We start from the raw sequence: 26,756 nt of genomic DNA, 5'->3' as shown, positions 1-26,756 counted from the left end.
GATTTAAAAGTTTAGATTCTATGAATATTTAAAAAGATTCATTTAATTTTTATGTAAGGTTACAATATAAATGTTGCCGCCCAAAACCTTTTTTGAGAAAGTTAAGGAAATAATTTGGCCAATAGAAAGAAAGGAATTAAAGCTTTTCATACCTATGGCATTAATGATGCTATGTATTCTTTTCAATTTCGGAGCATTGCGTTCTATAAAAGATAGCTTAGTAGTACCCTCTATGGGAGCAGAGATTATTAGCTTTTTAAAATTATGGTTAGTATTACCCGCATGCGTGATCTTTACAATACTTTACGTTAAGCTAAGTAATAAATTCAATTTTGAATATGTTTTTTATATTATAGTTGGTAGCTTTTTATTATTTTTCTTATTTTTTGCATATATTATTTATCCAAATCAGGAAGCTTATCACCCTAATAATGAAATAATAAATAGCTTAATAACATCTTATCCTAACTTCAAATGGTTTATTAAAATAGCCAGTAAATGGAGCTATGGACTTATGTATATCTTTGCAGAGTTATGGAGTGCTGTAGTTATAAACTTAATGTTCTGGCAGTTTGCTAACCATATTTTTGATACTAATAAAGCAAAAAGATTTTATCCAGTCCTTGGAATGGTTGGTAATATCGGTCTAATACTTGCAGGTAGCGTTTTAGTATTTTTTTCAGGTAACAAAATAATTGATCCTGAATTATTACCTAATTCTTTTGATGCATCAGTTAATTTAACCTCTCAAACAACAGAGATGTTACAACCTATTATGTCAATAATTGTTGCAGCGGGTGTTATTTCTATGCTGCTATTTAGAATAATAAATAAATCTATTTTGACTGATTCTATAAATGTTTTAGATTCAAAGAAAGTTAAGGCTAAAACAAAAACTAAACTTTCGGTTTTGGAAAGTATTAAGCTAGTAATTAACTCGAAATATATAGGTCGTATTGCCTTATTAATAATCTGTTATGGCTTATTGATTAATATTGTAGAAGGACCTTGGAAAGCAAAAGTAAAAGAACTATATCCAAGTACTATAGATTATGTTCATTTTATGGGCAGATTTAATATTTTGATGGGCATATCATGCGTTACTTTCATGATAATAGGCAGCAACATCCTTAGAAGACTAGGTTGGTTTTTTTCTGCATTATTAACACCTATTATGTTATCTATAACCGGATTAATGTTTTTTATTTTCATAATTTTTATCGAAGAAATAGGATCATGTTTTGGTAATTTTAACCTTTTATATGCCGCAATAATTGTTGGAGCAATTCAAAATATCCTGAGTAAATCATCTAAATACTCACTCTTTGATTCAACAAAAGAAATGGCATATATCCCGTTATCGCTTGAACTTAGAACTAAGGGTAAAGCTGCCGTGGAGGTAATAGGTACAAAATTTGGTAAATCACTCGGTGCATTTATTCAGTCTTTAATATTTATAATTATTCCTACTGCTACTTTTGACTCTATAATAATATATCTATTAGTAATTTTTATAGTTATGATTAGCTTATGGATTTGGGATGTTGTAAAGTTGAATAAAGAATATACTGAGTTGTGTAAATAAAATATTAATAATGCCATCCTATGAGGGGGCTTCGATGTCATCCCGTGGACAAGTCGCGGGATGACAATAATAATCATATGAAAAAAACTTTTAATTGCCAAATTGTACCAAAAACTCTTAATGTAAAATTTTATCGATCTATCAGTGAAAAAGAACCAGTACGTGAGTGGCTGCTTGAGTTAGAACCTAAAGATTGTAAAACTATTGGTACAGATATTAAAACTATAGAATACTCTTGGCCAGTTGGAATGCCTATATGTAAATCTTTAGGTAAAGGAATGTATGAAGTAAGATCAAATTTAACAGATGGTAAAATAGGAAGAGTATTTTTTTGTATAGTAGATAGTGAAATGATCCTGTTACATGGATTTATAAAAAAATCTCAAAAAACTCCTAATAAAGAGTTAGATTTAGCATTTAAAAGAAAAAAAGAGGTAGAATTGTGAATAAACTTAATCAAAAGTATATTGGTTCTAATTTTGATAATTTTCTTAATGAAATAGGAATATTAGAAGAAGTTACAGCAGTAGCCCATAAGCGTATTCTTGCTGAACAAATAAAGCAAATTATGGAACAAAAGCATATAACAAAAACAGAAATGGCTGAAAAAATGGAAACTAGTAGATCAGCCGTAAATAGACTTCTAAACCCTAATAATCCTAATGTTACTCTTGATACCCTTGATCGTGCTGCGATTGCTCTAGGAATGAAATTAAATATTTCTTTAAATTAAAGAAATGAAAAAAACTTTAAAAATAATATTTTTTGTATCTATTCTTGCTGTATTAACTTATGGCGTATTGTGGTTTGCAATCCTATTTTCCTTATCAAATTCTATAAATCAAAAATATTCTGATACTTATCTTAATATCGATGATTCTCAGCAATATTTTGTTAAATTTTCTAAAGCTAAGCCTTACGGTTTTCCTTTTAAATTTGGTGTTTCAATTATTAATTGGCAAGAAGAAAGTGTTAATAGAAAAATCGAATTTAACTCACCTATAAATATTGGTTATGATTTATTAAAGCAGCAAATATTTATAGATTTTTCAGGAGAGGCAGTTGGCAGATTTAAACCAACCCAGCGAGGCTTTGGAGTAAAATTTTATAATGATAATTGTACATTATCCGCAAAAATGCCTTTAAGTTTTAGATTATTTAAAATTATAAAAGAGAAGAAGGATTTTTTTGAAATAGTAAATTTTATAGAAGATGTTAAATTTACTTTAAATAAAGCAGAAATTTTTGATTTAGTAGATAATAAAAAGCTATATGAAGAGGGTCATACTCTATTTACTTTAACATTTGATAAGAGTAAGTATTATACAAGTAAACAGGATTTTCTTGATAATATACCACAAAAATTAGAAATTAATTATGATACAGAAATAATACAAAGTGATCTTGAAGATAGAATAATTCCGGCAGGGTTGTTATTATATAGATTAGCTTGGCATAATAATTTTAAATTTTCAGCTAATTTTTTAGTTACTGCGGGTAACCAAAATTTTAAGGACTTTGCCAAAGATTTAACAATTAAAATTACTAATGCACAAATAAATAGTAATAGTTTTGAAAATAACATTAATTTACTATATAAAGGTAAGTTGGATGGTTTAGGTAATAATAATGTTAGTCTTTTGATAGATTCAAAAATTAAGCTAAAGCAAAACTCTATAACAAATTTCTTAAGTTTTATAAGAAAATATTATGACAGGCAAAACTATCTGCTGACAATTTCAGATAATGAGTCATATAAAAATTTAAACTCTAAACTAAGCTATATTTTAGATAATAATCAGCAGTTTGATTTTAGTATTTTGGAAAACCGAGAATATGATTTTAAATTAAATGCTAATTTATTTACTGAGTTAAATAAGTTAACTAGAGCTAAAATAAATGCTCTAAGTTTGTATTCAAATAGAACAGGATTTAATATAACAAACGAAACATTAGTAAATATATTTAAAGATTCTTATAGTAAGGGTGATATCATAGCTAATAATTATCCTAAAATAATGGAGGTACTAAGCTCTTATATATACAAAGATCTTTCGGAAAAAAGCAAAGAAATATATAAAAATGCTTTTATATCTTTTTTTAAAACTATTTCCGATCATCCGAATTCTTCTAACTTAATTGATGTTAGTTTTGAATATAATTTTGATTTATCAGATTTAAATAAAACTAAAATAGGTACTATAGATGATATAAATAAAATTCTACCTTTATATTATTTATCTTTATACCAAGCAGCAGTAAAAGAAGTTAAAGCAGGTGATAATTTAAAAGAAAAAATCATGGAGCTAATACCGGATTTTAAAGAACATCAAAAAATACTAGAAAAATGTATGCTACCAGGGTTTCAAGATATTAATGAAACTATGTGGCAAGAGATTACAAAATAATGGATATTATAGTAAAAATACAGCAAGATTTAAAAGACGAAGTAGCCCAGTTAAATAACTTGATTATTAGCTGTTTAAAAAGTGATGAAGAGTTAATAGAGAAAGTCGGTAAATATTTACTGGAAGCAGGTGGCAAACGAATTCGTCCTCTATTAACTATTATAACTGCTAAAATGTTTGATTATAATGGCGATAGTCATATAAAGCTTGCAAGTGCCGTGGAATTCATTCATACAGCAACTCTACTTCATGACGATGTAGTAGATGACAGTACGCTCCGAAGATTTAAGCCAACTGCTAACGTTATTTGGGGAAGTAAAACAAGTATTTTAGTTGGTGATTTTCTTTTTAGTCAATCATTTAAATTAATGGTAGCTTCTGGCTCTATTAAAGCCATGAATGTTTTAGCAAAAGCTTCAGCAATAATTTCAGAAGGTGAGGTAGTGCAGCTAGTTAAGCTAAACGAGCGTCGTCTTATAAATATAGAAGAATATCAGCAAATTGTTAAATCCAAAACAGCCGAATTATTTGGTGCTTCTTGCTCTGTTGGAGCTATCATAGCAAATCAGAGTGATGATATTTCTAAAAATATGGAAGAGTTTGGAAAATTACTCGGTACTATATTTCAGGTTATAGATGATCTGCTTGATTATCTCGGTAATGATAAGCAGGTAGGAAAAAATATCGGTGATGATTTTTTAGAGGGGAAAGTGACACTGCCGCTAATTTTCTTATATGACAAATTAGAGAAAGACGATAAAGCCCATCTTAAAAATATGATAAAGTCAGATAATCGTACTAAGGAAGAATTTGTGCAAATATGTGATTTGATGGTAAAGCATAAAATTAGTAAGGATATTATAAATCATCTGAATAGCTTAGAAAATGAAGCTATTAGCTTGCTTAATAAAATCCCCGTTCAAAATATTTATAAAGAGTATTTATTTTCTATTATTAGGTTTATTTTGGATCGTTCTTATTAGAACGTGTCATTGCGAGCGAACAAAGTGAGCGTGGCAATCTCATGAAATTTAGACTCCTGAGATTGCCACGTCGGCTTCGCCTCCTCGCAATGACACCTAACCCCCAACCCACAATAATATCTCTAGTAATTTCCAAAATTTCAATATAAGATGAAAATAAAAAAGGTGTTAATATGGAATATGCATTATTAATTTTTAGTATCATAGCTATCTTGGTTATAATACAAATGGTTAAAGTTGTGCCTCAGCAACAAGCTTGGGTAGTGGAGAAATTAGGGAAGTTCGATAAGGTGTTGCAACCTGGTTTGAATCTCTTAATTCCGGTAATTCAAAGAGTAGCATATAAGCATACTTTGAAAGAAGAAGCGATAGATGTTACTGCACAAACTGCTATTTCAAACGATAACGTAACATTATCTATTGATGGTGTTTTATATGTAAAAATCATTGATCCAATGGCAGCTTCTTACGGTGTTAATAATCCTTACTATGCAATAACCCAGCTTGCACAAACTACTATGCGTTCGGAAATTGGTAAATTACCGTTAGATAGAACTTTTGAAGAACGTGAAACCTTAAACGTTGCTATTGTTGCAGCTATTAACCAAGCAGCGATAAATTGGGGTATACAATGTATGCGTTATGAGATCAAGGATATCCAGCCACCGCAATCTATCCTTAAAGCTATGGAGTTGCAAGTAGCGGCAGAGCGTCAAAAACGTGCACAAATCTTAGAGTCTGAGGGTAATAGACAGGCAAAGATTAACCATGCGGAAGGGGAAAAAGCACAGATTGTTCTAAATTCAGAAGCTTCCTATACTGATCAAGTTAATAGAGCAAAAGGTGAATCTGAAGCGATTGGTTTAGTTGCAACCGCTACCGCTAAAAGTATTGAGACTATAGCAGCTGCGATGCAAAAAACTGGTGGTAGTGAGGCGGTATCTCTTAAAATAGCCGAGCAGTATATTAACGCATTCGGTAATTTAGCTAAAGATACTAACACAGTAATTTTACCTGCAAATCTTTCAGAGCCAAGTAGTTTTATTACTCAAACTCTAGGTATATTTAACCAATTAAAAACTTCTTCAGAAAAGAAAGAAAGTAAATAAAATTTGTGAAGATTTATTGTTGTAATAATGATTAGTTTTATATATCATAATCAGGTTGTTAACTAAAAAGGTGAGAATATGCCAAAAAATGAGAATGTTTGCGAAAATATGAAAGTATTTGTTGGCAAAACTGCCCCAGATTTTACCGCTACAGCAATTATGCCTAATAATAATGTAGAAGGTGAATTTACTCTTAGCCGTTATGCTAAAGGACATAAAATTATATTGTTCTTTTACCCATTGGATTTTACTTTTGTATGTCCATCGGAAATTATAGCATTTCATAATAAACTTGGTGAGTTTACTGAAAGAAATACTAAAGTAGTGTCAGTTAGTGTTGATTCACATTTTAGCCATTTAGCTTGGAAAAATACTCCTCATAGCAAAGGTGGACTTGGACAGGTTCAATTCCCAATGGTTTCTGATCTTAAAAAAGAAATTTCTTCAATGTATAACGTGCTTAATGATGGTGGTATTTCACTACGTGGTACTTTTTTAATAGATGAAGATTTTGTAGTACGTCATATGTTAGTTAATGATCTGCCAATCGGTCGTGATATTAATTATACATTGAAAGTAATAGATGCATTAGCTCATAATCAAAAACATGGTGAAGTTTGTCCGGCAGGTTGGCATAAAGGTGAAGAAGCTATTACTCCATCGCATGAGGGTATCGCACATTACTTAAGCTCACATGCAGAGAAACTGTAGTGTAGGTGTCATTCCCGCATAGGCGGGGATCCAGCATAAATCAAGCTTTTATTGCTAAGATTTTACTGTATTATACCTTTTATTACTGGATTCCCGCCTATGCGGGAATGACATAACCCGAGATGACAATAGCCCACAACACCAAACAAACTTTACCTAATGCTAAAAGAACTATTTTCTGCTCCTACTTCTAAAATATCTTATGATCTTGAAACAATTAATATTTTACGGCTTATTAGAAGTGAAAATGTAGGACCTAAAACTTTCTATAGCTTAATAAAGTTATTTGGTGATGCAGCAACTAGCATAGAAAATATTGGGGATTTTTCACTAAGGGGTGGAAAATCAAAGCCGATTAAGATTTTTAGTAAAAGTGATGCTGAGAAAGAATTAGAACTGCTTAAAAAAAAATAATGCTAAACTTATCACATATAAATCTCTAGAATATTCACGATTATTATTTGAAATTTATGATCCCCCGCCGGTATTAAGCTATAAAGGTAATATAGATTTACTAAATCATCATAAATGTATTGCGATAGTTGGAGCTAGAAATGCCTCAGCAAATGGAAGAAGCTTTGCTCATAAAATTGCTGCCGAGTTAGCAGAAGAGGGGTATGTAACTGTTTCAGGCTTAGCAAGAGGAATAGATAGCAGTGTGCATCAAGCAGCAACTTCTAAAACTATTGGAGTTATTGCTGGTGGTATTGATCATATATATCCACCAGAAAACAAAAAATTATTTGAAAATTTAGCAGAAGAGGGATTAATAATAGCTGAATTACCTGTAGGATCTACACCACTTGGTAAGCATTTCCCGCAACGTAATAGAATAATATCTGGTCTTGCTCTTGCTACAGTAGTAATAGAAGCCAGCCTAAAATCTGGTTCTTTAATTACCGCAAGATTTGCACTTGAACAGAATAGAGAAATTTTTGCCGTTCCAGGTTTTCCTTTAGATCCAAGATGTCAAGGTACAAATAAACTTATTAGACAAGGTGCACATTTAGTAGAATCGGTTAATGATATTGTAGCTAATTTGCCGCAATATGAAGAATTTATGAAAAAAGATGAAAGCTTATTTAAAGATTTTGCTGAGTTAGATGCTAATTTTAAGCGACTAAATACAATACAGGTAAAAGAACCATCAGAAAAAGAGCGTGCTGCTGTTATAGAATTATTATCTGCAGTACCTATAGATTTTGATTATTTACAAAAAATGACGGAATTACCGCTGCCTATTATATATACAATAATATTAGAATTAGAGCTTGCTGGTAAAGCAATGCGACACCCCAGCAATAAAATATCGTTAATTTATAATGCTGATAAGTAAAAATAGTTGTTTTTATAATAAAATTATACAAATTAGATAAGTATATAATAAATAATAATAATTGATGAAATTAGTAATAGTAGAATCGCCAGCAAAGGCAAAAACAATAAATAAATATTTAGGTGATGAATTTAAAGTTATTGCCTCATTTGGTCATATTAGAGATCTTCCATCTAAAAAAGGTTCTGTAATACCTGATGAAAATTTTTCAATGAAATATGATATTTCAGAGAAAGCAGGTAAATATGTGGATGCAATAATTAAAGATGCAAAAAAAGCTGAATCAGTATATCTTGCAACCGATCCAGATCGTGAGGGTGAGTCCATCTCATGGCATATTGCAGAGGTAATTAAAGAAAAAAACAAAGTCAAATCCGATGATTTTTTTAAGCGAGTAGCGTTTAACGAAATTACCAAAAAAGCAATTACTCATGCTATAGAAAATCCTAGAAAACTTGATAATAATTTAGTAAATGCTCAGCAAGCACGAAGAGCTTTAGACTATTTAGTTGGCTTTACACTGTCACCGCTTTTATGGCGTAAGCTTCCTGGGTGTAAATCAGCGGGGCGTGTACAGTCTGTGGCACTTCGTTTAATATGTGAACGTGAAGATGAGATAGAGCGATTTAAGTCGGAAGAATACTGGGATATTAGCCTTAAAATGCTAAATAGTAATAATGAGCTATTTACCGCTAAATTAACCCATATAAATGATCAGAAGCTAGAAAAGTTTTCGATTACTAATGATAAAGAAGCAAAAGATTTAACCGAAAAGCTTAAATCTCAAAATTTTCATGTTGATAAGATAGAAAAGAAGCAACAAAAACGTCAGCCGCAACCGCCTTTCATTACTTCATCCCTGCAACAAGAAGCTGCACGAAAATTAGGTTTTAGTGCTAAAAAGACCATGCAAATAGCCCAAAAGCTATATGAGGGTGTAGATATCGGTAAGGAAACTATTGGGCTTATTACTTATATGAGAACTGATGGCGTTACCTTATCAAACGATGCAGTAGATGAAATACGTAAATTAATAAATAAAGACTATGGCGATAAATATTTACCAAGCAGTCCTCGTATTTATAAATCGAAAGTAAAAAATGCTCAAGAAGCTCACGAAGCTATAAGACCGACAAATATTAACTATATCCCTAATGATTTAAAGGAAAAGCTAGAGAAAGATTATTATAAACTTTATGAATTAATTTGGAAAAGGACTATAGCCTGCCAAATGGAAAATGTCATAATGGATTTAGTAAATGCAACTTTAGCTTCAGAAAATAAGGAATATTTGGCAAGAGCGAACGGATCAACTATAGCTTTTGATGGGTTTTATAAAGTATATCGCGAAAGTATAGATGATGAGGCTGAAGAAGAAAATAAGATGTTGCCGCCTTTAAAGGAACAAGAGCATTTAAAAACTAAAGAGATCATTCCAAATCAGCATTTCACCGAACCACCGCCACGATATTCAGAAGCTAGCTTAGTAAAGAAACTTGAAGAGCTTGGAATTGGTCGTCCATCAACTTATGCTACTATTTTATCAGTTTTACAAGATCGTAAATATGTGACGTTAGAGAAAAAACGTTTTATACCTGAAGAGCTAGGGCGTTTAGTCACAGTATTTTTAGTTGGTTTTTTCAAAAAATATGTTGAATATGATTTTACAGCAGGGCTTGAAAATGAGCTAGATGAAATAGCTGCTGGCAAGCTTGAATGGAAATCTGCTTTAGGTAATTTTTGGAATGGCTTTAACCACAATATAGAATCTGTAAATAAGCAAAACATTACAGAAATTATTAGCTATGTACAGCAAGCTCTTGATTATCATATATTTGGAGAAAATAAAGACTCTAAAGTTTGCCCATCATGCAAAACTGGTGAGCTAAGCTTAAAGCTTGGTAAATTTGGAGCATTTTTAGCATGCAGCAATTACCCTGAATGTAATTTTAGAAAATCTATTGTTAGTGGTAATGATAATAATGAAGCTGATGGGGAGGCTAAAGATATTGTTAATGAAAACAAGGTTTTAGGCAAGGATAAAGAGGGAATAGAGATATATTTGAAAAAAGGACCTTATGGACCTTATATCCAATATGGTGAGCAAGTTGATAGCAAAATAAAGCCAAAACGCTCACCTTTGCCTGCTGGTTTAAATCAAAACGATATCACTCTTGATATGGCATTAAAGCTTTTGAGTTTACCGCTTAAAATCGGTAATCATAAAGAGAGTGGTGAAGAAGTTTTAGTCGGGTATGGTAAGTTTGGTCCATACATAAAATATATGGGTAAATTTATTTCGATACCTAAAAAATATGATTTCTTAAATTTAAGCTTAGATGATGCAATGAAGTTAATTGAAGAAAAACTAAATGCAATTGCTGCTAAACAACCAAATCCTCTAAATATGGATGAGGTAACTAATCTTGTCGATAAAAAGATAAAAGTTAAAAAGACAAAAAAATAAGTAAAAATGACAAAAGTTATAACACGATTTGCTCCATCACCGACAGGTATGTTACATGTCGGTAATATAAGAGCAGCACTACTTAATTGGCTATATGCGAAGAAGCATGATGGACAGTTTATTTTAAGATTTGACGATACGGATTTAGAGCGTAGCAAACAAGAATATAAAGACGCTATTAGAGCAGACTTGAAGTTTTTAAACCTTAACTGGGATCAAACATTTAATCAATTAAGTCGTTTAAGTAGATATGATGAGATCAAAAAACTATTATTGGATAAAAAAAGATTATATGCCTGCTATGAAACGCCAGAAGAGCTTGAGTTAAAGCGTAAATTTCAGCTTTCTAAAGGGTTGCCTCCTATTTATGATCGAGCAGCCCTAAATCTAACAGAAGATCAGATACAAAAATATATAGAACAAGGACGAAAGCCGCATTATAGATTTTTAGTAAATCATGAGCCGATTACTTGGCATGATATGATCAAAGGCGAAGTTAAGTATGAGGGCAAAGCTTTGAGTGACCCGATAGTAATAAGGGCAGATGGAAGTATGACTTATATGTTATGCTCGGTTATTGATGATGTTGATTATGAGATCACTCACATTATTAGAGGCGAAGATCATGTTAGTAATACTGCTATTCAAATTCAAATGTTTGAAGCTTTAGATAAGTATCCACCAACTTTTGGGCATCTAAGCTTAATCATTAATAAAGATGAAAAAATTTCAAAAAGAGTAGGAGGGTTTGAGATTGCAACCTTAAGGGAAGAAGTCGGATTAGAAGCGATGGCAATTGCAAGCTTCTTTAGTTTGCTTGGATCATCAGCACAAATTATCCCTCATAAAAAGATGGATGAGTTAGTAAAACATTTTGAGATAAGTAGTTTTTCTAAAAGCCCAACTATTTACCAGCCGGAAGATCTAGAAAGATTAAATCATAAATTATTAATAAGTCTAGAATTTAACGAGGTAAAAGATCGTCTTAAAGAAATAGATGCTGAATATATTGATGAAAATTTTTGGCTATCAGTAAGACCTAACTTAAAAAAATTATTTGATGCAAAAGATTGGTGGGAGATTTGTCATAAAACTCCAAACATACAAGATTTGAATTTAGATAAAGAATATCTAAAACAAGCAGCAGAGTTATTACCTGAAGAAGAAATTACCACCGAGACGTGGGGGATATGGACTAAAAAACTCGCAGCAATAACAAATCGAAAAGGAAAAGAGTTGTTTTTACCATTGCGTCTTGCTTTAACCGGTAAGGAATCAGGACCGGAAATATCGAAAGTGCTACCTTTGATAAAAAGAGAAGAGATAGTCAAGAGGTTGACTTAAAATAACGTCATTGCGAGGAGCAAAGCGACGAAGCAATCTCAGGAATATTGTATTGCCTCATGAGATTGCTTCCGCCCTCTGCTCTGTATCTCCTCGCAATGACGTGTCTATTACAAAATCTATTGCAAGAATAATACATTTATGGTAAAAACGATGCCATAAAAATAAAATAATTTTATTATGAAAATATTGATTTTAGGTGCGACCGGCATGCTTGGTAATAGTATGGTTAGGTTTTTGAGCACTGACAAAGATCTTGATGTTTATGCGACCAGTCGGAGCAGCTCAGCTCATTCTTATTTTTCTAAAGATTTAGCAAATAAAATAGTTCCAAATGTAGATGTTGAGAATTACGATTCGTTAGTTGAAGTACTAAATAAAATAAAGCCTAATATAGTAATAAATTGTATAGGGCTGGTAAAACAGCTCGCTGATGCAAATGATCCTTTGAAAGCATTACCGATTAATAGCTTACTGCCACATAGGCTTGCTGGTTTATGTGAACTTGTCGGTAGCAGGTTAATCCATATTAGTACTGATTGTGTATTTTCAGGGAAAAAAGGCAATTACAAGGAAAGTGATTTTCCGGATTGTTATGATTTATATGGTCGTTCTAAATTTCTTGGTGAGGTGGATTATCCACATGCTATTACGCTTCGTACTTCAATTATAGGTCATGAACTTTCAGGAAATAGAAGCTTGACTAACTGGTTTTTAAGTTCAGAAGGGTCAGTAAAAGGTTTTGAAAAAGCTATATATTCAGGTTTTCCGACTGTAGAGCTTGCAAGAATAATAAAGAATTTTGTGCTACCTAATAAAAAGCTTCACGGTCTTTACCATGTCGCATCAAAGCCAATTAATAAGTTAGAATTATTAAAGCTAATAGCAGAAATATATAATAAAAAAATCGATATTATTCCGTCAGATGAGTTAGTAATAGATCGCTCGCTAGACGCTACGCATTTTAATGAGATAACAGGTTATAATCCTCCTGAGTGGAAAGAGCTTGTGAAGCGTATGTGTGATTTTGGGTGATGTGTGTCATCCCGTGGCCCCGCCACGGGATCTTAGGATACAGTCTGTGATACAAGACCCCGTGATCAAGTCACGGGGTGACAATTAACTTAAAAAATAGGTATTTATAAATAATGTTTGTAGATAAAACTTTGTTGATTACCGGAGGTACCGGTTCATTTGGTAATGCAGTACTTTCTCGTTTTCTTAAAAATGATATTATTAAAGATATCAAAGAAATCAGAATTTTTAGTAGAGATGAAAAAAAGCAAGAAGATATGCGTATTGCTTTGAATAATCCAAAAATTAAATTCTATATCGGGGATGTGCGTAATTATAACAGCATTGATGACGCAATGAAGGGTGTAGATTACGTATTCCATGCTGCTGCTTTAAAGCAAGTACCAACATGTGAATTTTATCCGATGGAAGCAATAAATACTAATATTTTAGGTGCTGAAAATGTTTTAAGAGCAGCAACAATTAATAAAGTTGCAAAAGTTATAGTACTTAGCACTGATAAAGCTGTATATCCAATTAATGCAATGGGACTATCTAAAGCATTAATGGAGAAGTTAGCAATAGCAAAAGCACGTATGAACGTAAGAGATAAGACAGTATTTTGTGTTACTAGATACGGTAATGTTATGGCATCAAGAGGGTCGGTAATTCCTTTATTTATCAATCAAATTAAGCAAAATAAGGATTTAACTATTACAGAACCTTCAATGACGCGTTTTTTAATGTCGTTAGTTGATTCTGTAGATTTAGTTTTATATGCATTTGAGTACGGTCACCAAGGTGATATTTTCGTACAAAAATCTCCAGCTAGTACTATTGAGGTGTTAGCTAAAGCATTACAAGGGATATTTAACAGTAAAAATAAAATACGTTTTATCGGCACACGTCATGGTGAAAAACATTATGAATCATTAGTATCTTCGGAAGAAATGGCGAAAGCTGAAGATTTAGGCAATTATTACCGCATTCCTATGGATGGTCGTGATCTTAATTATGCGAAATACTTTGTTGAGGGTGAAAAGAAAATAGCACTTCTAGAGGATTATACCTCACATAATACAAAGCGTTTAAATCTAGAAGAAGTTAAAGAATTGTTACTAAATCTTGATTATGTACAAGAGGAGCTAAAAAATGCTTAAGGTAATGACTATTGTCGGTACTCGCCCAGAGCTTATTAAGCTGTGTTGTGTGATTTCTGAGTTTGATAAACATACCAAACATATTCTAGTTCATACCGGTCAAAATTATGCGTACGAATTAAATCAGGTTTTTTTTGATGATATGGGAATCAGAAAACCAGATTATTTTTTAGAGGTTGCAGCAGATAATACAGCAAAATCTATCGGACTTGTTATTGAAAAAGTAGATGAAGTTCTTGAAAAAGAAAAACCTGATGCTGTGCTATTTTACGGTGATACTAATTCTTGTCTTTCTGCAATTGCTGCTAAACGTCGTAAGATTCCAATTTTTCATATGGAAGCAGGAAATCGCTGCTTTGACCAAAGAGTACCAGAAGAAATAAACCGCAAAATCATTGATCACATTAGCGATGTTAATATTACATTAACCGAGCATGCAAGACGTTATTTAATTGCTGAAGGACTACCGGCGGAGCTTACCTTTAAATCAGGTTCACATATGCCAGAAGTACTTGATCGCTTCATGCCTAAAATATTAAAGTCAGATATTCTAGATAAATTATCACTCACACCAAAACAATATTTCTTAATTAGCTCACATCGTGAAGAAAATGTAGACGTCAAAAATAATCTAAAAGAATTATTAAATAGTTTACAAATGCTTATTAAAGAGTATAATTTTTTGATAATCTTTTCTACGCATCCGAGAACTAAAAAAAGGCTTGAAGATTTAGAAGGGTTTAAAGAGCTTGGAGATAAAATAAGATTTTTACCGGCTTTTAGTTTTACCGATTATGTAAAATTACAAATGAATGCTTTTTGTATTTTATCGGATAGCGGTACTATCACTGAAGAAGCATCAATACTTAATTTGCCTGCCTTAAATATTAGAGAGGCTCACGAGCGTCCTGAAGGTATGGATGCCGGCACGTTAATTATGTCCGGTTTTAAGGCTGAACGGGTATTACAAGCGGTAAAGACTATTACCGAGGAGCATGATAACAACAAACGTACTCAAGGCTTAGTTCCTGATTATAACGAAGCAGGGCTTGTATCGAAAAAAATATTGCGTATAGTTTTAAGTTATGTGGATTATATTAATCGTACAGTCTGGTTTAAATGGTAGAGAAAAATAAAATAATTGAAAAATGGTATTCTGCAAATATATTTTATACCAAAATAAAAGAGTTTATAAATCCTGCTTTTAGTATTATGGATATTGGGTGCGGTATTCGTCCACAACAATATATAATTCCTGATTTACTTATTTGTGTAGAACCGCATCAGGAATATGTTGAAATATTAAAAAAGAACCTATCAGGTACTAATTCGATAATAATTCCTTTTGAGGCAAAAGTCGTTCTTGAAACATTTCTTGATAAATCTGTTGATTCAATATTTTTAATGGATGTTATAGAACATATGCCTAAAGAAATGGGAAAAGAAATATTAGTTGAATGTGAACGTGTGGTTCGTAAACAGATTATAATATTTACTCCTTTAGGATTTATGCCTCAGGAAGTACATGATACTGATGGATGGAATTTACATGGAGGAGAGTGGCAAGAACATAAGTCAGGTTGGTATCCAAATGATTTTCCTGACTGGAATATAATAGGTTGTAAAAATTTACATACTCATGATTTTAAAGGTCAAGCTCTTTCCACTCCTTATGGAGGATTCTATGCAATAAAAAATGTTACACATTTTGAAAATTGTTTTAATGATGTATATGCTAAAGAAATTTTATTAAATGCAACAAGTAACTTAGAAAGTTTAAAAGCTATTTTTCCTCAATTTATAAATCAAACTATATATAATGAGCTTATGAGAAGTACTTTGAAATCTGCATTATCGGTGTGTCAACGAACAACAGAATTACTAGTTACAAAAGGAAAGACAACGCCTATAAAAGAAATTTTAGAAATGGTACATAATGAAAAGGTAAATTTTTTTATTAATGCAGTACAGGAATGTTTATTGAAGATAAATAATTTTGCTTCGCAATTTAAGGATTTAAATGACTTGCAATGCCTATTAAATTCTGCTAATGCACAAATAAATCATTTACAAGAACTATTGAAATCTACTACAAATCAATTAGAAGTACTTAAAGGACAATTGAAAATTAAGGAACAAGCACTAGAAAGTAATAATAAAAATTTATCTTAAAATAAAGAAATATTAAATAAATTGAAGCAATATGATGGGAATAATGTTTTTACTTATAATAAAAGTTATAAGTAAATGGTTACGAAGAGAGTTTGTAGCATTTATTGCTGAGTATTTATTAAATATTTAAATTCATGTTTTATTTGAGTCTAGAACCCCAAGAAAATAATAAGTATTAAAAAAATCGATAATCATTTTTAAAAATCTATGATAATTAAACAAGACAAACTAAGCACTTTTTATCCTTTAGTATCCATTATTATACCTGTATATAATGGTGCAAATTATATGCGTGAAGCGATAGATAGTGCTTTAGCACAGACTTATAAAAATATTGAAGTTATAGTAGTTAATGATGGGTCAAAAGATAGCGGAGAGACAGAAGCCATTGCATTATCATATGGTGATAAAATACGCTATTTCCATAAAGAGAATGGTGGGTGCGGTTCAGCTTTAAATTATGGAATCAAAAATATGAAAGGAAAATATTTTTCATGGCTAAGCCATGATGATTTATATTATCCTAATAAAGTTGAGCATCAAATTAATATATTAAATAAATTAAACAATAAAAATACTATAATTTATGGTGGTTATGAGTTAGTTGATAAAAATGGGAAATTTTTATATCATATAAGACCAGATAGTGTATTAACTACAGATAAACTTAATATCTCTCTGTTGCCCTTATTACGTGGTTTAATACATGGTTGTTCTTTGTTAATACCCGTAAAATATTTTCATGAAGTTGATATGTTTGATGAAACATTACCATCTACACAAGATTATGATTTATGGTTTAAAATTTTTCGTGTTGCTTCTATTTATTTTGATAAATTGATCTTAATTAAATCTCGTTTTCATTCAGAACAAGGTAGCAAAAAGATATCAGCTCATAATGAAGAATGTAATGCTTTATGGTCATCTTTTCTTCAAAAATTAACCGAAGAAGAAATGATAAAAATGGAAGGATCAGCTTATTTGTTTTTAACTCGTACAGCTAATTTTTTGTCAAGCACTCCTTATCAAGAAGCCTATGCTTTAGCCAATAATATGGCTAAGCAAATATTACGAGATGCTAAAGTTAGCGTTATTATCCCTGTATATAATAGAATTAATTGGACTATTCAATCTATAGAAAGTGTGCTTAATCAAACTCATGAAAATTTTGAAGTAATTGTTATAAATGATGGATCAACTGAAGATATATCGGAATTAATTAAATTTTGCAAAAAAGATAAAAGAATACAATATTTCCATAAAAAAAATGAAGGACCTGCATCAGCACGTAACCTAGGAATCAAAAAATCCTCAGGAAAATATATTGCTTTTCTTGATTCGGATGATTTATTCTTTCATAATAAATTAGAATTACAATTAAAGTTTATGGAAGAAAATAATTTTATATTTTCTCACACTTCATATCAAAGAATAGATGAAGAAGGGAAATATTTAGAGTCAATCAATTCTGGTTCTTTTAGTGGGAATGTTTTTCCAAAAATTATACAAACTTGCCCAATAGCAATGCCAACAGTTATGGGAACTTTAGCTTTATTTCAAGAAAATTTATTTCCTGAAAATATAAGAAGTGGTGAAGATTGTTGCTTATGGATTTCTATTTCTAGTAGGAATTTATTAGGAGGAATTAGTAAAGAATTATCTAAGGTAAGAATTAGAGGTGATAATACTACATTCATGAATCCAAATAAATATTCACAAGGTTTAATAAATATTACTTCTTATGTGTTAAATAACGCTTATTTAGCTAAATTTGCCCCTTTTACTATTAATTTATTATTAACAGCTGTTACACAATTGAAGATATTAGAAAGTAAAAATGAATTAGAATTATTAAAAAATGAAGATGAGTCAGAATTATTAGAGAATGAAGATAAGTCAGAATCATTAGAGAATGAAGATAAGTCAGAATCATTAGAGAATGAAGATAAGTCAGAATCATTAGAGAATGAAGATAAGTCAGAATCATTAGAGAATGAAAAAAAAGAAAAAAATGTAGAAAAAAATAATAATTACTTTACTCAATATAATTATCCTATAATAAAACAGAAAGTAAGAAAATATTACGTTAAAAAATTGTTAGAAAATAAAAAAAAAGAAGAAAATAATTATTTTATTAGTTATCTTAAAATAAAATTAAAATCATATTATTTTATTGCAAAAATATTAATTTTATTAACTATTGCTTCTTTAAAAGAAGATGGAGTGCGTGCAACTATATCTAAAATAAAGAGATGGTTTAAGAAACATAGAAGATTTTAGCTTATTCTTCCAATATTTTTACTTTTGCACCATCGCTTATTTGAGGCATGCCCTCTGTAACGATTATATCACTATCTTTTATATTATCGGAAATAATCTCGATTAAGCCATTGGTTCGTAAACCGGTTTTTACATATAGTTGTTTTGCCGTATCACCATCTATTTTATAAATGAAATTACCTTGATTATTACGTTGTATAGATTTTTCTGGTACAGCTAAATTTTCATGCGGGTTGATTATCAACTTAACATCCACATAGCTATTATGTAAGATGTTTGTATTATTTGGTAAGGCAATTTTAGCGGTTATAGTACCATTATTTGATAAATAGTGTGAAATAGCAAAAACCTCACTATGGATTTTGCCATTAACTATTGCTTTTGTACCGGCGAGGACCTTGCCACTTAAAGATTCCGGTAGCTCAATAAAAACACTTTGTGATTTATCAGCTCCTGTAATACTAAAAAGATAATCACCTATTTTTACTTCATCACCGACCATAGGCTTTATCACACCTATTTTACCATTAAAAGGTGCGGTAATTATCATGTCATTGTAGGTTTTAAGAGCCATTGTATAATTAAATTTAGCCTCTTCAAGCTCGCTTTTCGATTTTTTATGTTCTTGACTACTTACATATTTCTTTGCAAATAAAGCATCTTTTCTATTATACTCTTCCTGCTTTGTATTTAATAAAGCCTCGGCTTTTGATTTAGTAGTTTCCGCTACATCTCTATCTATAACCAGTAATATATCACCTTTTTTAACTATTTGTCCTTGCATAGCTGAAATTTTTTCAACAGTACCAGCAGCATTAGCATAATAATCACGGCTATTATTATTTTGGCATCGCCCTACAATATTAAAGACTTCATAAAGCTCAGCTATTTGTGCTTTAGTAACTTTTACTCCTGTAATTTTTTCTTCTGTTTTTTTACTTGCAATAGTAGAAAGCGAAAATAATAGGAGAATAATAGAACTAATTAGTTTTATAGGCATAATTAATATTATTTATTTAATTTTTTAAGTTCGTGATCCGTTAACCATTTATATTCTTTTTCTAGAATCTCAAATCTAATTTTTTCTAGTTGTTCGTTAAGATCAGGTTCAGGGACTATTGCAGAACCCATAAACTCAAATCCTTGGTAATTAATTTTTAGTTTACTACATGTCTTTTGTAATGATAATAAATTTTCTTCTATATCATCTATAAATATTATTGATTTCGGAGAATAATTTGTTTTTTGCAACACATATTCAAGCACAGCTCCCTTATCATATTCTGCGGTGTAAATTATCCCATCTTTTAAAATAGGATCACCATAACCGGCATTAAAATCTTTTATTATTATTTCATCATTTAAAGGTGATAATTCTTGAAGATTCAATTTTAATGAAGTTAGTTCTCGTACTCTCCACTCTATCATATCCTCAATTATACCAAATTTACCGGTAGGAAGCTTTGTAAGACCCATTGCTGGAATATTTTTTTCTTTAAGTAAAGCAAATATGGTTAAAATATCATCATTCACAAACCTAGCTTTGCGGTCTTTCAGAACTACACTCATTAATAATTTGCACTCTTTACGAGAGAGCCTTTTTTCAATGTCATTTACTAGTATTTTACGGAAATCATGTGTTAATCTAGGATTCCTCTGAATCCATCCACTAATTACTTCATCAACATCAAAAAGCACTAGGTAAGTTCCATCTGCTTTTTCTATTGCTTTTATAACTTCTTTAAAATCATGAATTTTATTTATTTTACTAAACATAATTATTTTTTTCTTTATTTAATTTTTTGTAATTAGCATTATTGTATGTATTAGCTTTTCCGTCATTGCGAGGAAAAACTATAAGTTTTGTACGTTCGCAATCTCAGGAGTCATGCTTTACGAGATTGCCACGCTCCTTATAGTCGCTCGCAATGATATGGATCAATTCCTCTAAAGAATTTGTCATAACCTTTAAGTCCTCTTCTCTAGATAGATTATGTTTTGCATCTTTAACTAATTTTAGTATTATCTGTTTACTTGTTATTTTTTCTAACAGCTTAAGAGAAATTTCATAAGGCACATCTTCATCTAACATACCATGGATTAAATGTACCGGAATATTTATATCAATTTCGTTCTTTGTCAATAGTAAATGCTTTTTTGCATCTTCGATTAATTTATAGCTAATAGGGTATCTATATTCACAACTTCTACCTGATATTTCTAGCACACTTTCTTTTTGTATTCTAGATTGATCTTTCGGTGATAGATTGTGCCAAATATCTTCAGTAAAATCAGCTGCAGGGGCTAAACAGATAAGTCCTTTAACTTTATTTGGAAACTTTAAAGCTGCAAGAAGTGCAAGCCATCCTCCCATGCTTGAGCCGACTATTATAGCTTGATCATCAATTAATTCATCTAAAACTAGAGCTACTCCTTCTAACCAACTACTAATAGTTTGATCTGTAAATTGTCCTGCAGCATGACCGTGACCAAAATTATCAAAAATAGTAAAATTATAATTGTTTTTTTTACAATAATCTATTAAATAGAGAGCTTTAGATGAATGCATACCTGACATTAAGCCGTGTAAAAAAATTACAGGTGGAATATTTGTATTAACAATTCTATAATTATTATAGACAACAAATTTGTCTTGTGTTCTAGTATAAAGCTTGTGCATTTTAAATAATTATTTAAACAGATGAAATTATAATGCCTTCATTAAATTCAAGTAAACGATACAATAAATATACTATTTTGCAAGTAGTTCCTGCTCTAGTTTCGGGAGGAGTTGAAAGAGGGACTATAGAAGTTGCAAAATATCTTAAAGTTCTTGGTCATACTCCGATTATAATTTCAGCTAGCGGTGCTTTAGTTAAAGAGTTAGATAATGAGGAAATACTACATATTCAAATGAATAGTAGTAGTAAAAACCCTTTTGTAATTCTAAGTAATGCTAGGTTAATAGCCGAAATAATCAAAAAATATAAAGTTGATATAGTTCATACAAGGTCAAGGGCTCCGGCATGGAGTTCATATCTAGCAGCAAAATGGACGAATACTAAGTTTTTAACAACCTTTCATGGTATTTATAACGCTCCTAATGATTTGAAGAAATATTATAATAGTATAATGTTAAAGGGAGAGAAAGTTATTGCCGTTTCTAATTTTGTGAAGCAACATTTACTTAAAAATTATAATGTTGATGAAAATAAAATAGTGGTAATTGAGCGTGGTGTAAATTGTGATTATTTCGATCCAGCAAATTTAACACCAGAAAGGCTTAAAAAATGTCGTGATAAATATGATGCTCCAGATAATGTACCGATAATATCGATGCCCTCGAGAATGACTAACTGGAAAGGGCATCTTGTTTTAGTAGAGGCATTAAGCAAATTAAAGCACAGAAACTTTTATTGTTTAATGGTCGGTGATTTATCAAGACATCCTAGTTTTACTAATAGAGTAAAAGAACTTATCGCAAATTTAAAACTTCAAAATAAAATTCAAATTTTTGGTAATGATTCTGATATCATAAATCTATATGGTATTTCTGACATTATTGTTTCTGCTTCGATTGAGCCTGAAGCCTTTGGGCGTACTATCATTGAAGGGCAGGCTATGGAAAAGCTTGTTATTGCCACTAATATTGGTGGAGCTACTGAAACAATAAATGATAATGTAACAGGTTTCCACGTAAAGCCAAATGATGCTGAAGATTTAGCTGAAAAAATTGATCATTGCTTATCTATTCTAAATACTGAAGAAGCTAAGAAAATTCAAACCGCCGCAAGACATACTGTAATTAATGACTTCTCTCTTGATTTAATGCTCCGAAAGAATCTTGAAGTTTATAAAGAAGTTTTAAAAAACTCCCCTAATTCAAAAACGGTGCCATAAATTTAAGATTTTCTAATAAAATCACTTATTCCTCATTCTCTATAAGTGATAAAGCAATTAATAATCTCTCTTTTTCTTTTATATTTTTATTTTACCCTTGCATTAAAGCCAGCAGGTAGCTATTTTTAATTTTATTGAATTTTTTATAAATAACTTAAAGGAAATAATTTATGTCGACAAATGGGCAAGACAGTAACGCAAATAATAATGATACAATAGAGATACAAGAAACTGAAGTGGTACCTGTAGAGACTACGAATTCTTTACAATCGGGGTTAACAAGCTTAATACCGATGGTTTTAATTTTTGCGGTATTTTATTTCTTACTGTTACGTCCACAAGAAAAACGTCGTAAAGAAAGAGAGAAGTTAGTAAGCGAAGTTAAAAAAGGTGAAGAAGTTCTAACAAATAGCGGTATTTATGGGATCGTTACTAAAGTTAGCGAAAGTGAACCTAATATTGAAGTTGAGATAGCAAAAGATGTACGTATTAAAGCTTTAAAAAGTGCTATTGTTGATATAACTAGTCGTTCTAAAGATGTAGCAGTTAAAAAGGAAGACAGTAAAAATAATAAAAAAGATAAGAAGGTAAGTGGTGCAAAATCTTCCTAAGTGGAAAATTTTCCTTTCAATTATATGTACGATTTTTGCAGTTATTTGTGCTTTACCGAATTTTACACAGGTAAAGTCCAAATATCTGCCTCATGATTCAGTAAATTTAGGGCTTGATCTTAGGGGTGGGGCACATTTATTGCTTGATGTTGATTTCGATACTTATCTCAATGACACTATGGAAAATTTAGCCGATACTTTACGTAAAAGCTTTCGTGAAGATAAAATTGGTTATAAAAATCTATTGGTTAAGCAGAATAATATTCAGTTAGAGCTGAGATCGCAGGAAGAATTAAAGCCGTTAAAAAGAATAATTAGCAAAATTGATCCTGAGATTAATGTTGAAGCAAATGACAATAGAATAAAGCTTTCCTACAGCGAATCTAGATTAAGTGAGCTACTTAATAAAGTAGTCGATCAATCTATTGAGATTGTCAGAATGCGGGTTGATAGTACTGGCACCAAAGAGCCTATACTGCAAAAGCAAGGTGATAGGCATATATTATTACAAGTTCCAGGCGAAGAAGATCCAACCTATTTAAAAAATATTTTAGGTAAAACTGCTAAGTTAATTTTTCATTTGGTTGATGAAAATGCTAATGTTGAAGAAGCAGTAAAAGGTCATGTGCCTATGGGTTCAATGCTTGTTCAAGGGGATAGAATGGGTTATTTAGTTGTAAAGAAAAAAGCTATTTTAGGTGGTGATTCATTAACAACTGCCGCAGCCTCTTTTGATCAGAATTCACAAGCAGTTGTATCATTTTCTTTTAATAGTTTGGGTAGTAAATTATTTGGTGAAGTTACTAAAAATAATGTTGGAAAGCATCTTGCTATAGTTTTAGATAATAAGCTACTTAGTGCTCCAACAATAAATCAACCAATTATGGGTGGTAGTGGTATAATCTCAGGTGATTTTACTGTTGAATCGGCAAATGAACTTGCGTTATTATTACGTGCCGGCTCGCTGCCTGCACCACTTAAAATTATCGAAGAAAGAAGTATAGGACCAAATCTTGGGGCTGATTCTATAGAATCCGGAAAAAAAGCAGGAATAATTGGTTTTGCAGCAGTTTGTATATTTATGGTCTGGTCTTATGGCTTGCTTGGTTTATTTGCAAATATAGCTTTAAGTCTTGCTATGTTATATGTTTTGGCGTTATTGTCGCTTTTCCAAGCTACCTTAACTCTGCCAGGGATTGCTGGGATAATACTTACTATGGGTATGGCTGTTGATGCTAATGTATTAATTTACGAGCGAATAAAAGAAGAGCTAAATAAAGGAACTTCCAACCTTTATGCTATTAAAACTGGTTTTGAGTCAGCTTTTGCTACTATTTTAGATTCTAACCTTACTACTCTGATTGTTGCTTTTCTACTTTATATATTTGGAGTTGGAGCAATAAAAGGCTTTGCTGTGGCATTAACAATCGGGATTATATCATCGATGTTTTCAGCAATTATTATTACTAAATTACTAATAGATATTTGGGTAAAATATTTTAAACCTAAAAAACTAGGTCTTGTATAAGATTTGAGGATATAAAAAATGCAATCAAATGTTATAAAAATTATTATTGGAGCTAGTCTATTAATAGGCGTTGGAGCATTATATTTGTTATTATCTTTAAAGACTCCTGATAAGCCTCTTGCTGGTCAGGTAAATATTTATGAAGATAATGCAGAAATCGGTGGTGACTTTGAATTAATAGATCAAAATGGTGAACTATTTAACAGTGATGAATTAAAAGGTAAATTAAGCCTTATATATTTTGGATTTACTAGCTGTCCTGATATATGCCCAACTTCTTTAAATAAAATAACAAAAGCGGTGGAAATTTTAAGCGAAAATAAGATAGATATAGTACCGGTTTTTATTACTATTGATCCAAGCCGCGATACTCCAGCAGTATTAAAGGAATATTTAAAACATTTTCATCCTAAATTTATTGGGCTTACAGGTGATGAGAAGCAAATAAGAGAAGTAGCAGATAAGTTTAAGGTTTATTATGCTAAGGCTGCTAGTGAAAATGATAATGACCAAGATTACATGTTAGATCATTCTTCTTTTACTTATCTAATGGATAAAAATGGAAAATATTTAAAGCATTTTTATTTAGATTCTGCTCCTAGCAAAATTATGGAATTTTTAAAAAGTAACTGATGAATAATTATTTGTTAGTAGCATATATATTTACCTTTTTAAGTCTAGGAGTATTGTTAGTTAGTAGCTTTATAAGTTATAAGAAAGAGAAGAAAAATATTGATGCAAAAAGGAGCAAAAAATAGGTTAATAACTATCATTATTTGCTTTTGTTCAGCAGTAATCGGAGTTAGTATAATACTTTATAATTTAGAAAAAAGTATAGTATTTTTCGTGCCACCATCAAAAATTAATGAAGTAGAGCAGGGGAAAGAGCTAAGAGTCGGTGGGCTAGTTAAAGTAGATTCAATAAATAAAATTGCAGCTGATAAAATAAGTTTTGTTATTACGGATAATATTAAAGATTTAGAGATATTCTATCAAGGTGTATTACCTGCCTTATTTCGTGAGAATCAGGGTATTATAGCTATCGGTAGATTATCGAATGGCAAGTTTATAGCAAGAGAGTTACTTGCAAAGCATGATGAGAATTACCGACCTCCGAATACTGTCATTCCCGCAAAAGCGGGAATCTAGAAAAAAATCTGTCATACTAGCTCACTTGACCGCGGTATCTCAGGACACATTCTATGGCACAAGATCCCGTGATCAAGTCACGGGATGACAATATAATTGACTGGATTCCCGCTTTTAGCTAGGAATGACAAATGAGCTATTAAATAACATAAAACAATTATAACAAAAAAATAAAACATGTTCATAGATAAAATTAAAGCAAAAGCAAATAACGACGAAATAAATGTAATTATTGAAATACCGATGAATAGTGGTCCGATTAAGTATGAATTCGATAAAGAATCAGGAGCGGTTTTTGTTGATCGTTTCATGCAAACCACAATGAGTTATCCATGTAATTATGGCTTTATTCCGCATACTCTTTCTAATGATGGTGATCCAGTAGATGTACTTGTTGTATCGCATCATCCAGTAGTGCCTGGCTCAGTAATTAAGTGCCGAGCTGTTGGGGTATTGATGATGGAAGATGAATCGGGTTTTGATGAGAAAATTATTGCAGTTCCAACCTCTAAGCTTGATATTACCTTTGATCATATCAAGGAATTAGATGATGTATGTGAGATGCTTAAGAAACGTATAGTTCATTTCTTCGAGCATTATAAAGATTTAGAAAAAGGCAAATGGGTTAAAGTTACCGGCTGGGAAAATAAAGCCAAAGCTGATAGCCTTATAGAGGAAGGGATAGAGAGAGTTGAAAAAATGTAAATTTATATTGCTTGCGTGGATTAAGAAATGCCTTTAATGTCATTCTTAGCAACGGCGGGAATCCAGGAAAAAGTCTGTCATACTGCGGCTTGACCGCAGTATCTCAGGACACATTCTATGGCACAAGATCCCGTGATCAAGTCACGGGATGACAATATAATTGACTGGATTACTGCTTCCGCAGGAATGACATATAGGACATTTTTCAATCTACGCAACAATGCCTCCCGTGGCTTGGGAACTAGATCAAGTATAAAGCGAAATAAATCGAGCCTTTTTATATTTGTACTTATG

25 protein-coding genes are annotated in these 26,756 nt (G+C 31.2%); 22 read left to right on the top strand and 3 right to left on the bottom strand.

The genetic code is table 11. The features are described from left to right. Positions 1 to 70 precede the first annotated feature (70 nt). The 16 genes from tlc3 to RBE_RS03690 all read left to right on the top strand — a co-directional run bounded on the left by tlc3 (position 71) and on the right by RBE_RS03690 (position 18,569). Entirely contained in the window at positions 71 to 1,585 is a 1,515-nt protein-coding gene (tlc3, locus tag RBE_RS03765) for a nucleotide exchange transporter Tlc3 (protein WP_011477389.1), read from the top strand. 77 nt (positions 1,586 to 1,662) lie between these two features. Further along, the gene (locus RBE_RS03760; RefSeq protein WP_041804675.1) at positions 1,663 to 2,031 is read left to right on the top strand and encodes a type II toxin-antitoxin system RelE/ParE family toxin; all 369 of its coding nucleotides are present in this window, start codon (positions 1,663 to 1,665) and stop codon (positions 2,029 to 2,031) included. Beyond that, the gene (locus RBE_RS03755) at positions 2,028 to 2,318 is read left to right on the top strand and encodes a helix-turn-helix domain-containing protein (RefSeq protein ID WP_011477387.1); all 291 of its coding nucleotides are present in this window, start codon (positions 2,028 to 2,030) and stop codon (positions 2,316 to 2,318) included. The genes RBE_RS03760 and RBE_RS03755 overlap by 4 nt, the downstream gene beginning before the upstream one ends. A 4-nt stretch (positions 2,319 to 2,322) precedes the next feature. Next, positions 2,323 to 3,993: a hypothetical protein gene (locus tag RBE_RS03750; RefSeq protein WP_011477386.1), complete on the top strand. Its 1,671-nt coding sequence runs from the start codon at positions 2,323 to 2,325 to the stop codon at positions 3,991 to 3,993. After that, complete coding sequence (locus RBE_RS03745; RefSeq protein WP_041804673.1) at positions 3,993 to 4,976, top strand: polyprenyl synthetase family protein; 984 nt, start codon at positions 3,993 to 3,995, stop codon at positions 4,974 to 4,976. Before RBE_RS03750 ends, RBE_RS03745 begins: the two co-directional genes overlap by 1 nt. Positions 4,977 to 5,149: 173 nt before the next feature. Further along, a complete protein-coding gene (locus RBE_RS03735; protein WP_011477384.1) occupies positions 5,150 to 6,085 on the top strand; it encodes an SPFH domain-containing protein in 936 nt (311 codons plus the stop codon). A gap of 108 nt (positions 6,086 to 6,193) precedes the next feature. Beyond that, on the top strand, positions 6,194 to 6,796 hold the full coding sequence (locus RBE_RS03730; protein WP_041804848.1) for a peroxiredoxin: 603 nt from the start codon (positions 6,194 to 6,196) through the stop codon (positions 6,794 to 6,796). A 159-nt stretch (positions 6,797 to 6,955) separates the two neighbouring features. Then, positions 6,956 to 7,210 (top strand): hypothetical protein, encoded by a 255-nt coding sequence (locus RBE_RS09200; protein ID WP_011477382.1) that lies wholly within the window; start codon positions 6,956 to 6,958, stop codon positions 7,208 to 7,210. Positions 7,211 to 7,220: 10 nt separating this feature from the next. Further along, positions 7,221 to 8,132: a DNA-processing protein DprA gene (gene dprA / locus RBE_RS03725; RefSeq protein ID WP_228368770.1), complete on the top strand. Its 912-nt coding sequence runs from the start codon at positions 7,221 to 7,223 to the stop codon at positions 8,130 to 8,132. Positions 8,133 to 8,196: 64 nt separating this feature from the next. Next, complete coding sequence (gene topA, locus RBE_RS03720; protein WP_011477380.1) at positions 8,197 to 10,599, top strand: type I DNA topoisomerase; 2,403 nt, start codon at positions 8,197 to 8,199, stop codon at positions 10,597 to 10,599. Positions 10,600 to 10,605: 6 nt separating this feature from the next. Further along, positions 10,606 to 11,943, top strand: a complete 1,338-nt coding sequence (gene gltX / locus RBE_RS03715; protein WP_011477379.1) for a glutamate--tRNA ligase — start codon at positions 10,606 to 10,608, stop codon at positions 11,941 to 11,943. A gap of 180 nt (positions 11,944 to 12,123) precedes the next feature. Continuing rightward, on the top strand, positions 12,124 to 12,978 hold the full coding sequence (locus RBE_RS03710; RefSeq protein ID WP_011477378.1) for a dTDP-4-dehydrorhamnose reductase family protein: 855 nt from the start codon (positions 12,124 to 12,126) through the stop codon (positions 12,976 to 12,978). Positions 12,979 to 13,091: 113 nt separating this feature from the next. Further along, entirely contained in the window at positions 13,092 to 14,117 is a 1,026-nt protein-coding gene (locus RBE_RS03705; RefSeq protein WP_011477377.1) for a polysaccharide biosynthesis protein, read from the top strand. After that, on the top strand, positions 14,110 to 15,243 hold the full coding sequence (gene wecB / locus RBE_RS03700) for a non-hydrolyzing UDP-N-acetylglucosamine 2-epimerase (protein WP_011477376.1): 1,134 nt from the start codon (positions 14,110 to 14,112) through the stop codon (positions 15,241 to 15,243). Before RBE_RS03705 ends, wecB begins: the two co-directional genes overlap by 8 nt. Beyond that, complete coding sequence (locus RBE_RS03695; RefSeq protein WP_011477375.1) at positions 15,237 to 16,289, top strand: methyltransferase domain-containing protein; 1,053 nt, start codon at positions 15,237 to 15,239, stop codon at positions 16,287 to 16,289. The genes wecB and RBE_RS03695 overlap by 7 nt, the downstream gene beginning before the upstream one ends. Before the next feature lie 207 nt (positions 16,290 to 16,496). Further along, positions 16,497 to 18,569, top strand: a complete 2,073-nt coding sequence (locus RBE_RS03690; RefSeq protein ID WP_011477374.1) for a glycosyltransferase family 2 protein — start codon at positions 16,497 to 16,499, stop codon at positions 18,567 to 18,569. 1 nt (position 18,570) lies between these two features. Here RBE_RS03690 and RBE_RS03685 read toward each other — a convergent pair whose 3' ends face one another. The 3 genes from RBE_RS03685 to RBE_RS03675 form a co-directional block, all read right to left on the bottom strand. Next, entirely contained in the window at positions 18,571 to 19,572 is a 1,002-nt protein-coding gene (locus RBE_RS03685) for an efflux RND transporter periplasmic adaptor subunit (RefSeq protein ID WP_187145760.1), read from the bottom strand. Positions 19,573 to 19,577: 5 nt separating this feature from the next. Beyond that, the gene (locus RBE_RS03680; RefSeq protein ID WP_011477372.1) at positions 19,578 to 20,345 is read right to left on the bottom strand and encodes a DUF2608 domain-containing protein; all 768 of its coding nucleotides are present in this window, start codon (positions 20,343 to 20,345) and stop codon (positions 19,578 to 19,580) included. Between the two features lie 103 nt (positions 20,346 to 20,448). Next, positions 20,449 to 21,249, bottom strand: a complete 801-nt coding sequence (locus tag RBE_RS03675) for an alpha/beta hydrolase (RefSeq protein ID WP_011477371.1) — start codon at positions 21,247 to 21,249, stop codon at positions 20,449 to 20,451. Positions 21,250 to 21,281: 32 nt separating this feature from the next. Between RBE_RS03675 and RBE_RS03670 the strand changes: the two genes are divergently transcribed. The 6 genes from RBE_RS03670 (at position 21,282) to ppa (ending at position 26,462) form a co-directional block, all read left to right on the top strand. Continuing rightward, on the top strand, positions 21,282 to 22,469 hold the full coding sequence (locus tag RBE_RS03670) for a glycosyltransferase family 4 protein (RefSeq protein WP_011477370.1): 1,188 nt from the start codon (positions 21,282 to 21,284) through the stop codon (positions 22,467 to 22,469). Between the two features lie 170 nt (positions 22,470 to 22,639). Beyond that, on the top strand, positions 22,640 to 23,080 hold the full coding sequence (gene yajC, locus RBE_RS03665) for a preprotein translocase subunit YajC (protein ID WP_011477369.1): 441 nt from the start codon (positions 22,640 to 22,642) through the stop codon (positions 23,078 to 23,080). Next, on the top strand, positions 23,064 to 24,608 hold the full coding sequence (gene secD, locus RBE_RS03660; RefSeq protein ID WP_011477368.1) for a protein translocase subunit SecD: 1,545 nt from the start codon (positions 23,064 to 23,066) through the stop codon (positions 24,606 to 24,608). Before yajC ends, secD begins: the two co-directional genes overlap by 17 nt. Positions 24,609 to 24,626: 18 nt before the next feature. Continuing rightward, positions 24,627 to 25,241 carry an SCO family protein gene (locus RBE_RS03655; protein ID WP_011477367.1) on the top strand — a complete coding sequence of 205 codons (615 nt, stop codon included), beginning with the start codon at positions 24,627 to 24,629 and terminating at the stop codon, positions 25,239 to 25,241. A 102-nt stretch (positions 25,242 to 25,343) separates the two neighbouring features. After that, on the top strand, positions 25,344 to 25,757 hold the full coding sequence (ccmE, locus tag RBE_RS03650) for a cytochrome c maturation protein CcmE (protein WP_011477366.1): 414 nt from the start codon (positions 25,344 to 25,346) through the stop codon (positions 25,755 to 25,757). 177 nt (positions 25,758 to 25,934) lie between these two features. Further along, entirely contained in the window at positions 25,935 to 26,462 is a 528-nt protein-coding gene (ppa, locus tag RBE_RS03645; RefSeq protein ID WP_011477365.1) for an inorganic diphosphatase, read from the top strand. Positions 26,463 to 26,756 lie beyond the last annotated feature (294 nt).

It is taken from the genome of Rickettsia bellii RML369-C (genome assembly GCF_000012385.1).
GTDB lineage: Bacteria > Pseudomonadota > Alphaproteobacteria > Rickettsiales > Rickettsiaceae > Rickettsia > Rickettsia bellii.
Note: the sequence above shows the minus strand (reverse complement) of the source record. Positions and strands in the feature narration are given on the sequence as shown.

Bases quoted from the DNA above. Each gene is read 5' to 3' on its own strand.
- tlc3 (WP_011477389.1), top strand. From the start codon at position 71: ATGTTGCCGCCCAAAACCTTTTTTGAGAAAGTTAAGGAAATAATTTGG.
- RBE_RS03760 (WP_041804675.1), top strand. From the start codon at position 1,663: ATGAAAAAAACTTTTAATTGCCAAATTGTACCAAAAACTCTTAATGTA.
- RBE_RS03750 (WP_011477386.1), top strand. From the start codon at position 2,323: ATGAAAAAAACTTTAAAAATAATATTTTTTGTATCTATTCTTGCTGTA.
- RBE_RS03745 (WP_041804673.1), top strand. From the start codon at position 3,993: ATGGATATTATAGTAAAAATACAGCAAGATTTAAAAGACGAAGTAGCC.
- RBE_RS03735 (WP_011477384.1), top strand. From the start codon at position 5,150: ATGGAATATGCATTATTAATTTTTAGTATCATAGCTATCTTGGTTATA.
- RBE_RS03730 (WP_041804848.1), top strand. From the start codon at position 6,194: ATGAAAGTATTTGTTGGCAAAACTGCCCCAGATTTTACCGCTACAGCA.
- RBE_RS09200 (WP_011477382.1), top strand. From the start codon at position 6,956: ATGCTAAAAGAACTATTTTCTGCTCCTACTTCTAAAATATCTTATGAT.
- topA (WP_011477380.1), top strand. From the start codon at position 8,197: ATGAAATTAGTAATAGTAGAATCGCCAGCAAAGGCAAAAACAATAAAT.
- gltX (WP_011477379.1), top strand. From the start codon at position 10,606: ATGACAAAAGTTATAACACGATTTGCTCCATCACCGACAGGTATGTTA.
- RBE_RS03710 (WP_011477378.1), top strand. From the start codon at position 12,124: ATGAAAATATTGATTTTAGGTGCGACCGGCATGCTTGGTAATAGTATG.
- RBE_RS03705 (WP_011477377.1), top strand. From the start codon at position 13,092: ATGTTTGTAGATAAAACTTTGTTGATTACCGGAGGTACCGGTTCATTT.
- wecB (WP_011477376.1), top strand. From the start codon at position 14,110: ATGCTTAAGGTAATGACTATTGTCGGTACTCGCCCAGAGCTTATTAAG.
- RBE_RS03695 (WP_011477375.1), top strand. From the start codon at position 15,237: ATGGTAGAGAAAAATAAAATAATTGAAAAATGGTATTCTGCAAATATA.
- RBE_RS03690 (WP_011477374.1), top strand. From the start codon at position 16,497: ATGATAATTAAACAAGACAAACTAAGCACTTTTTATCCTTTAGTATCC.
- RBE_RS03680 (WP_011477372.1), bottom strand. From the start codon at position 20,345: ATGTTTAGTAAAATAAATAAAATTCATGATTTTAAAGAAGTTATAAAA.
- RBE_RS03675 (WP_011477371.1), bottom strand. From the start codon at position 21,249: ATGCACAAGCTTTATACTAGAACACAAGACAAATTTGTTGTCTATAAT.
- RBE_RS03670 (WP_011477370.1), top strand. From the start codon at position 21,282: ATGCCTTCATTAAATTCAAGTAAACGATACAATAAATATACTATTTTG.
- yajC (WP_011477369.1), top strand. From the start codon at position 22,640: ATGTCGACAAATGGGCAAGACAGTAACGCAAATAATAATGATACAATA.
- RBE_RS03655 (WP_011477367.1), top strand. From the start codon at position 24,627: ATGCAATCAAATGTTATAAAAATTATTATTGGAGCTAGTCTATTAATA.
- ccmE (WP_011477366.1), top strand. From the start codon at position 25,344: ATGCAAAAAGGAGCAAAAAATAGGTTAATAACTATCATTATTTGCTTT.
- ppa (WP_011477365.1), top strand. From the start codon at position 25,935: ATGTTCATAGATAAAATTAAAGCAAAAGCAAATAACGACGAAATAAAT.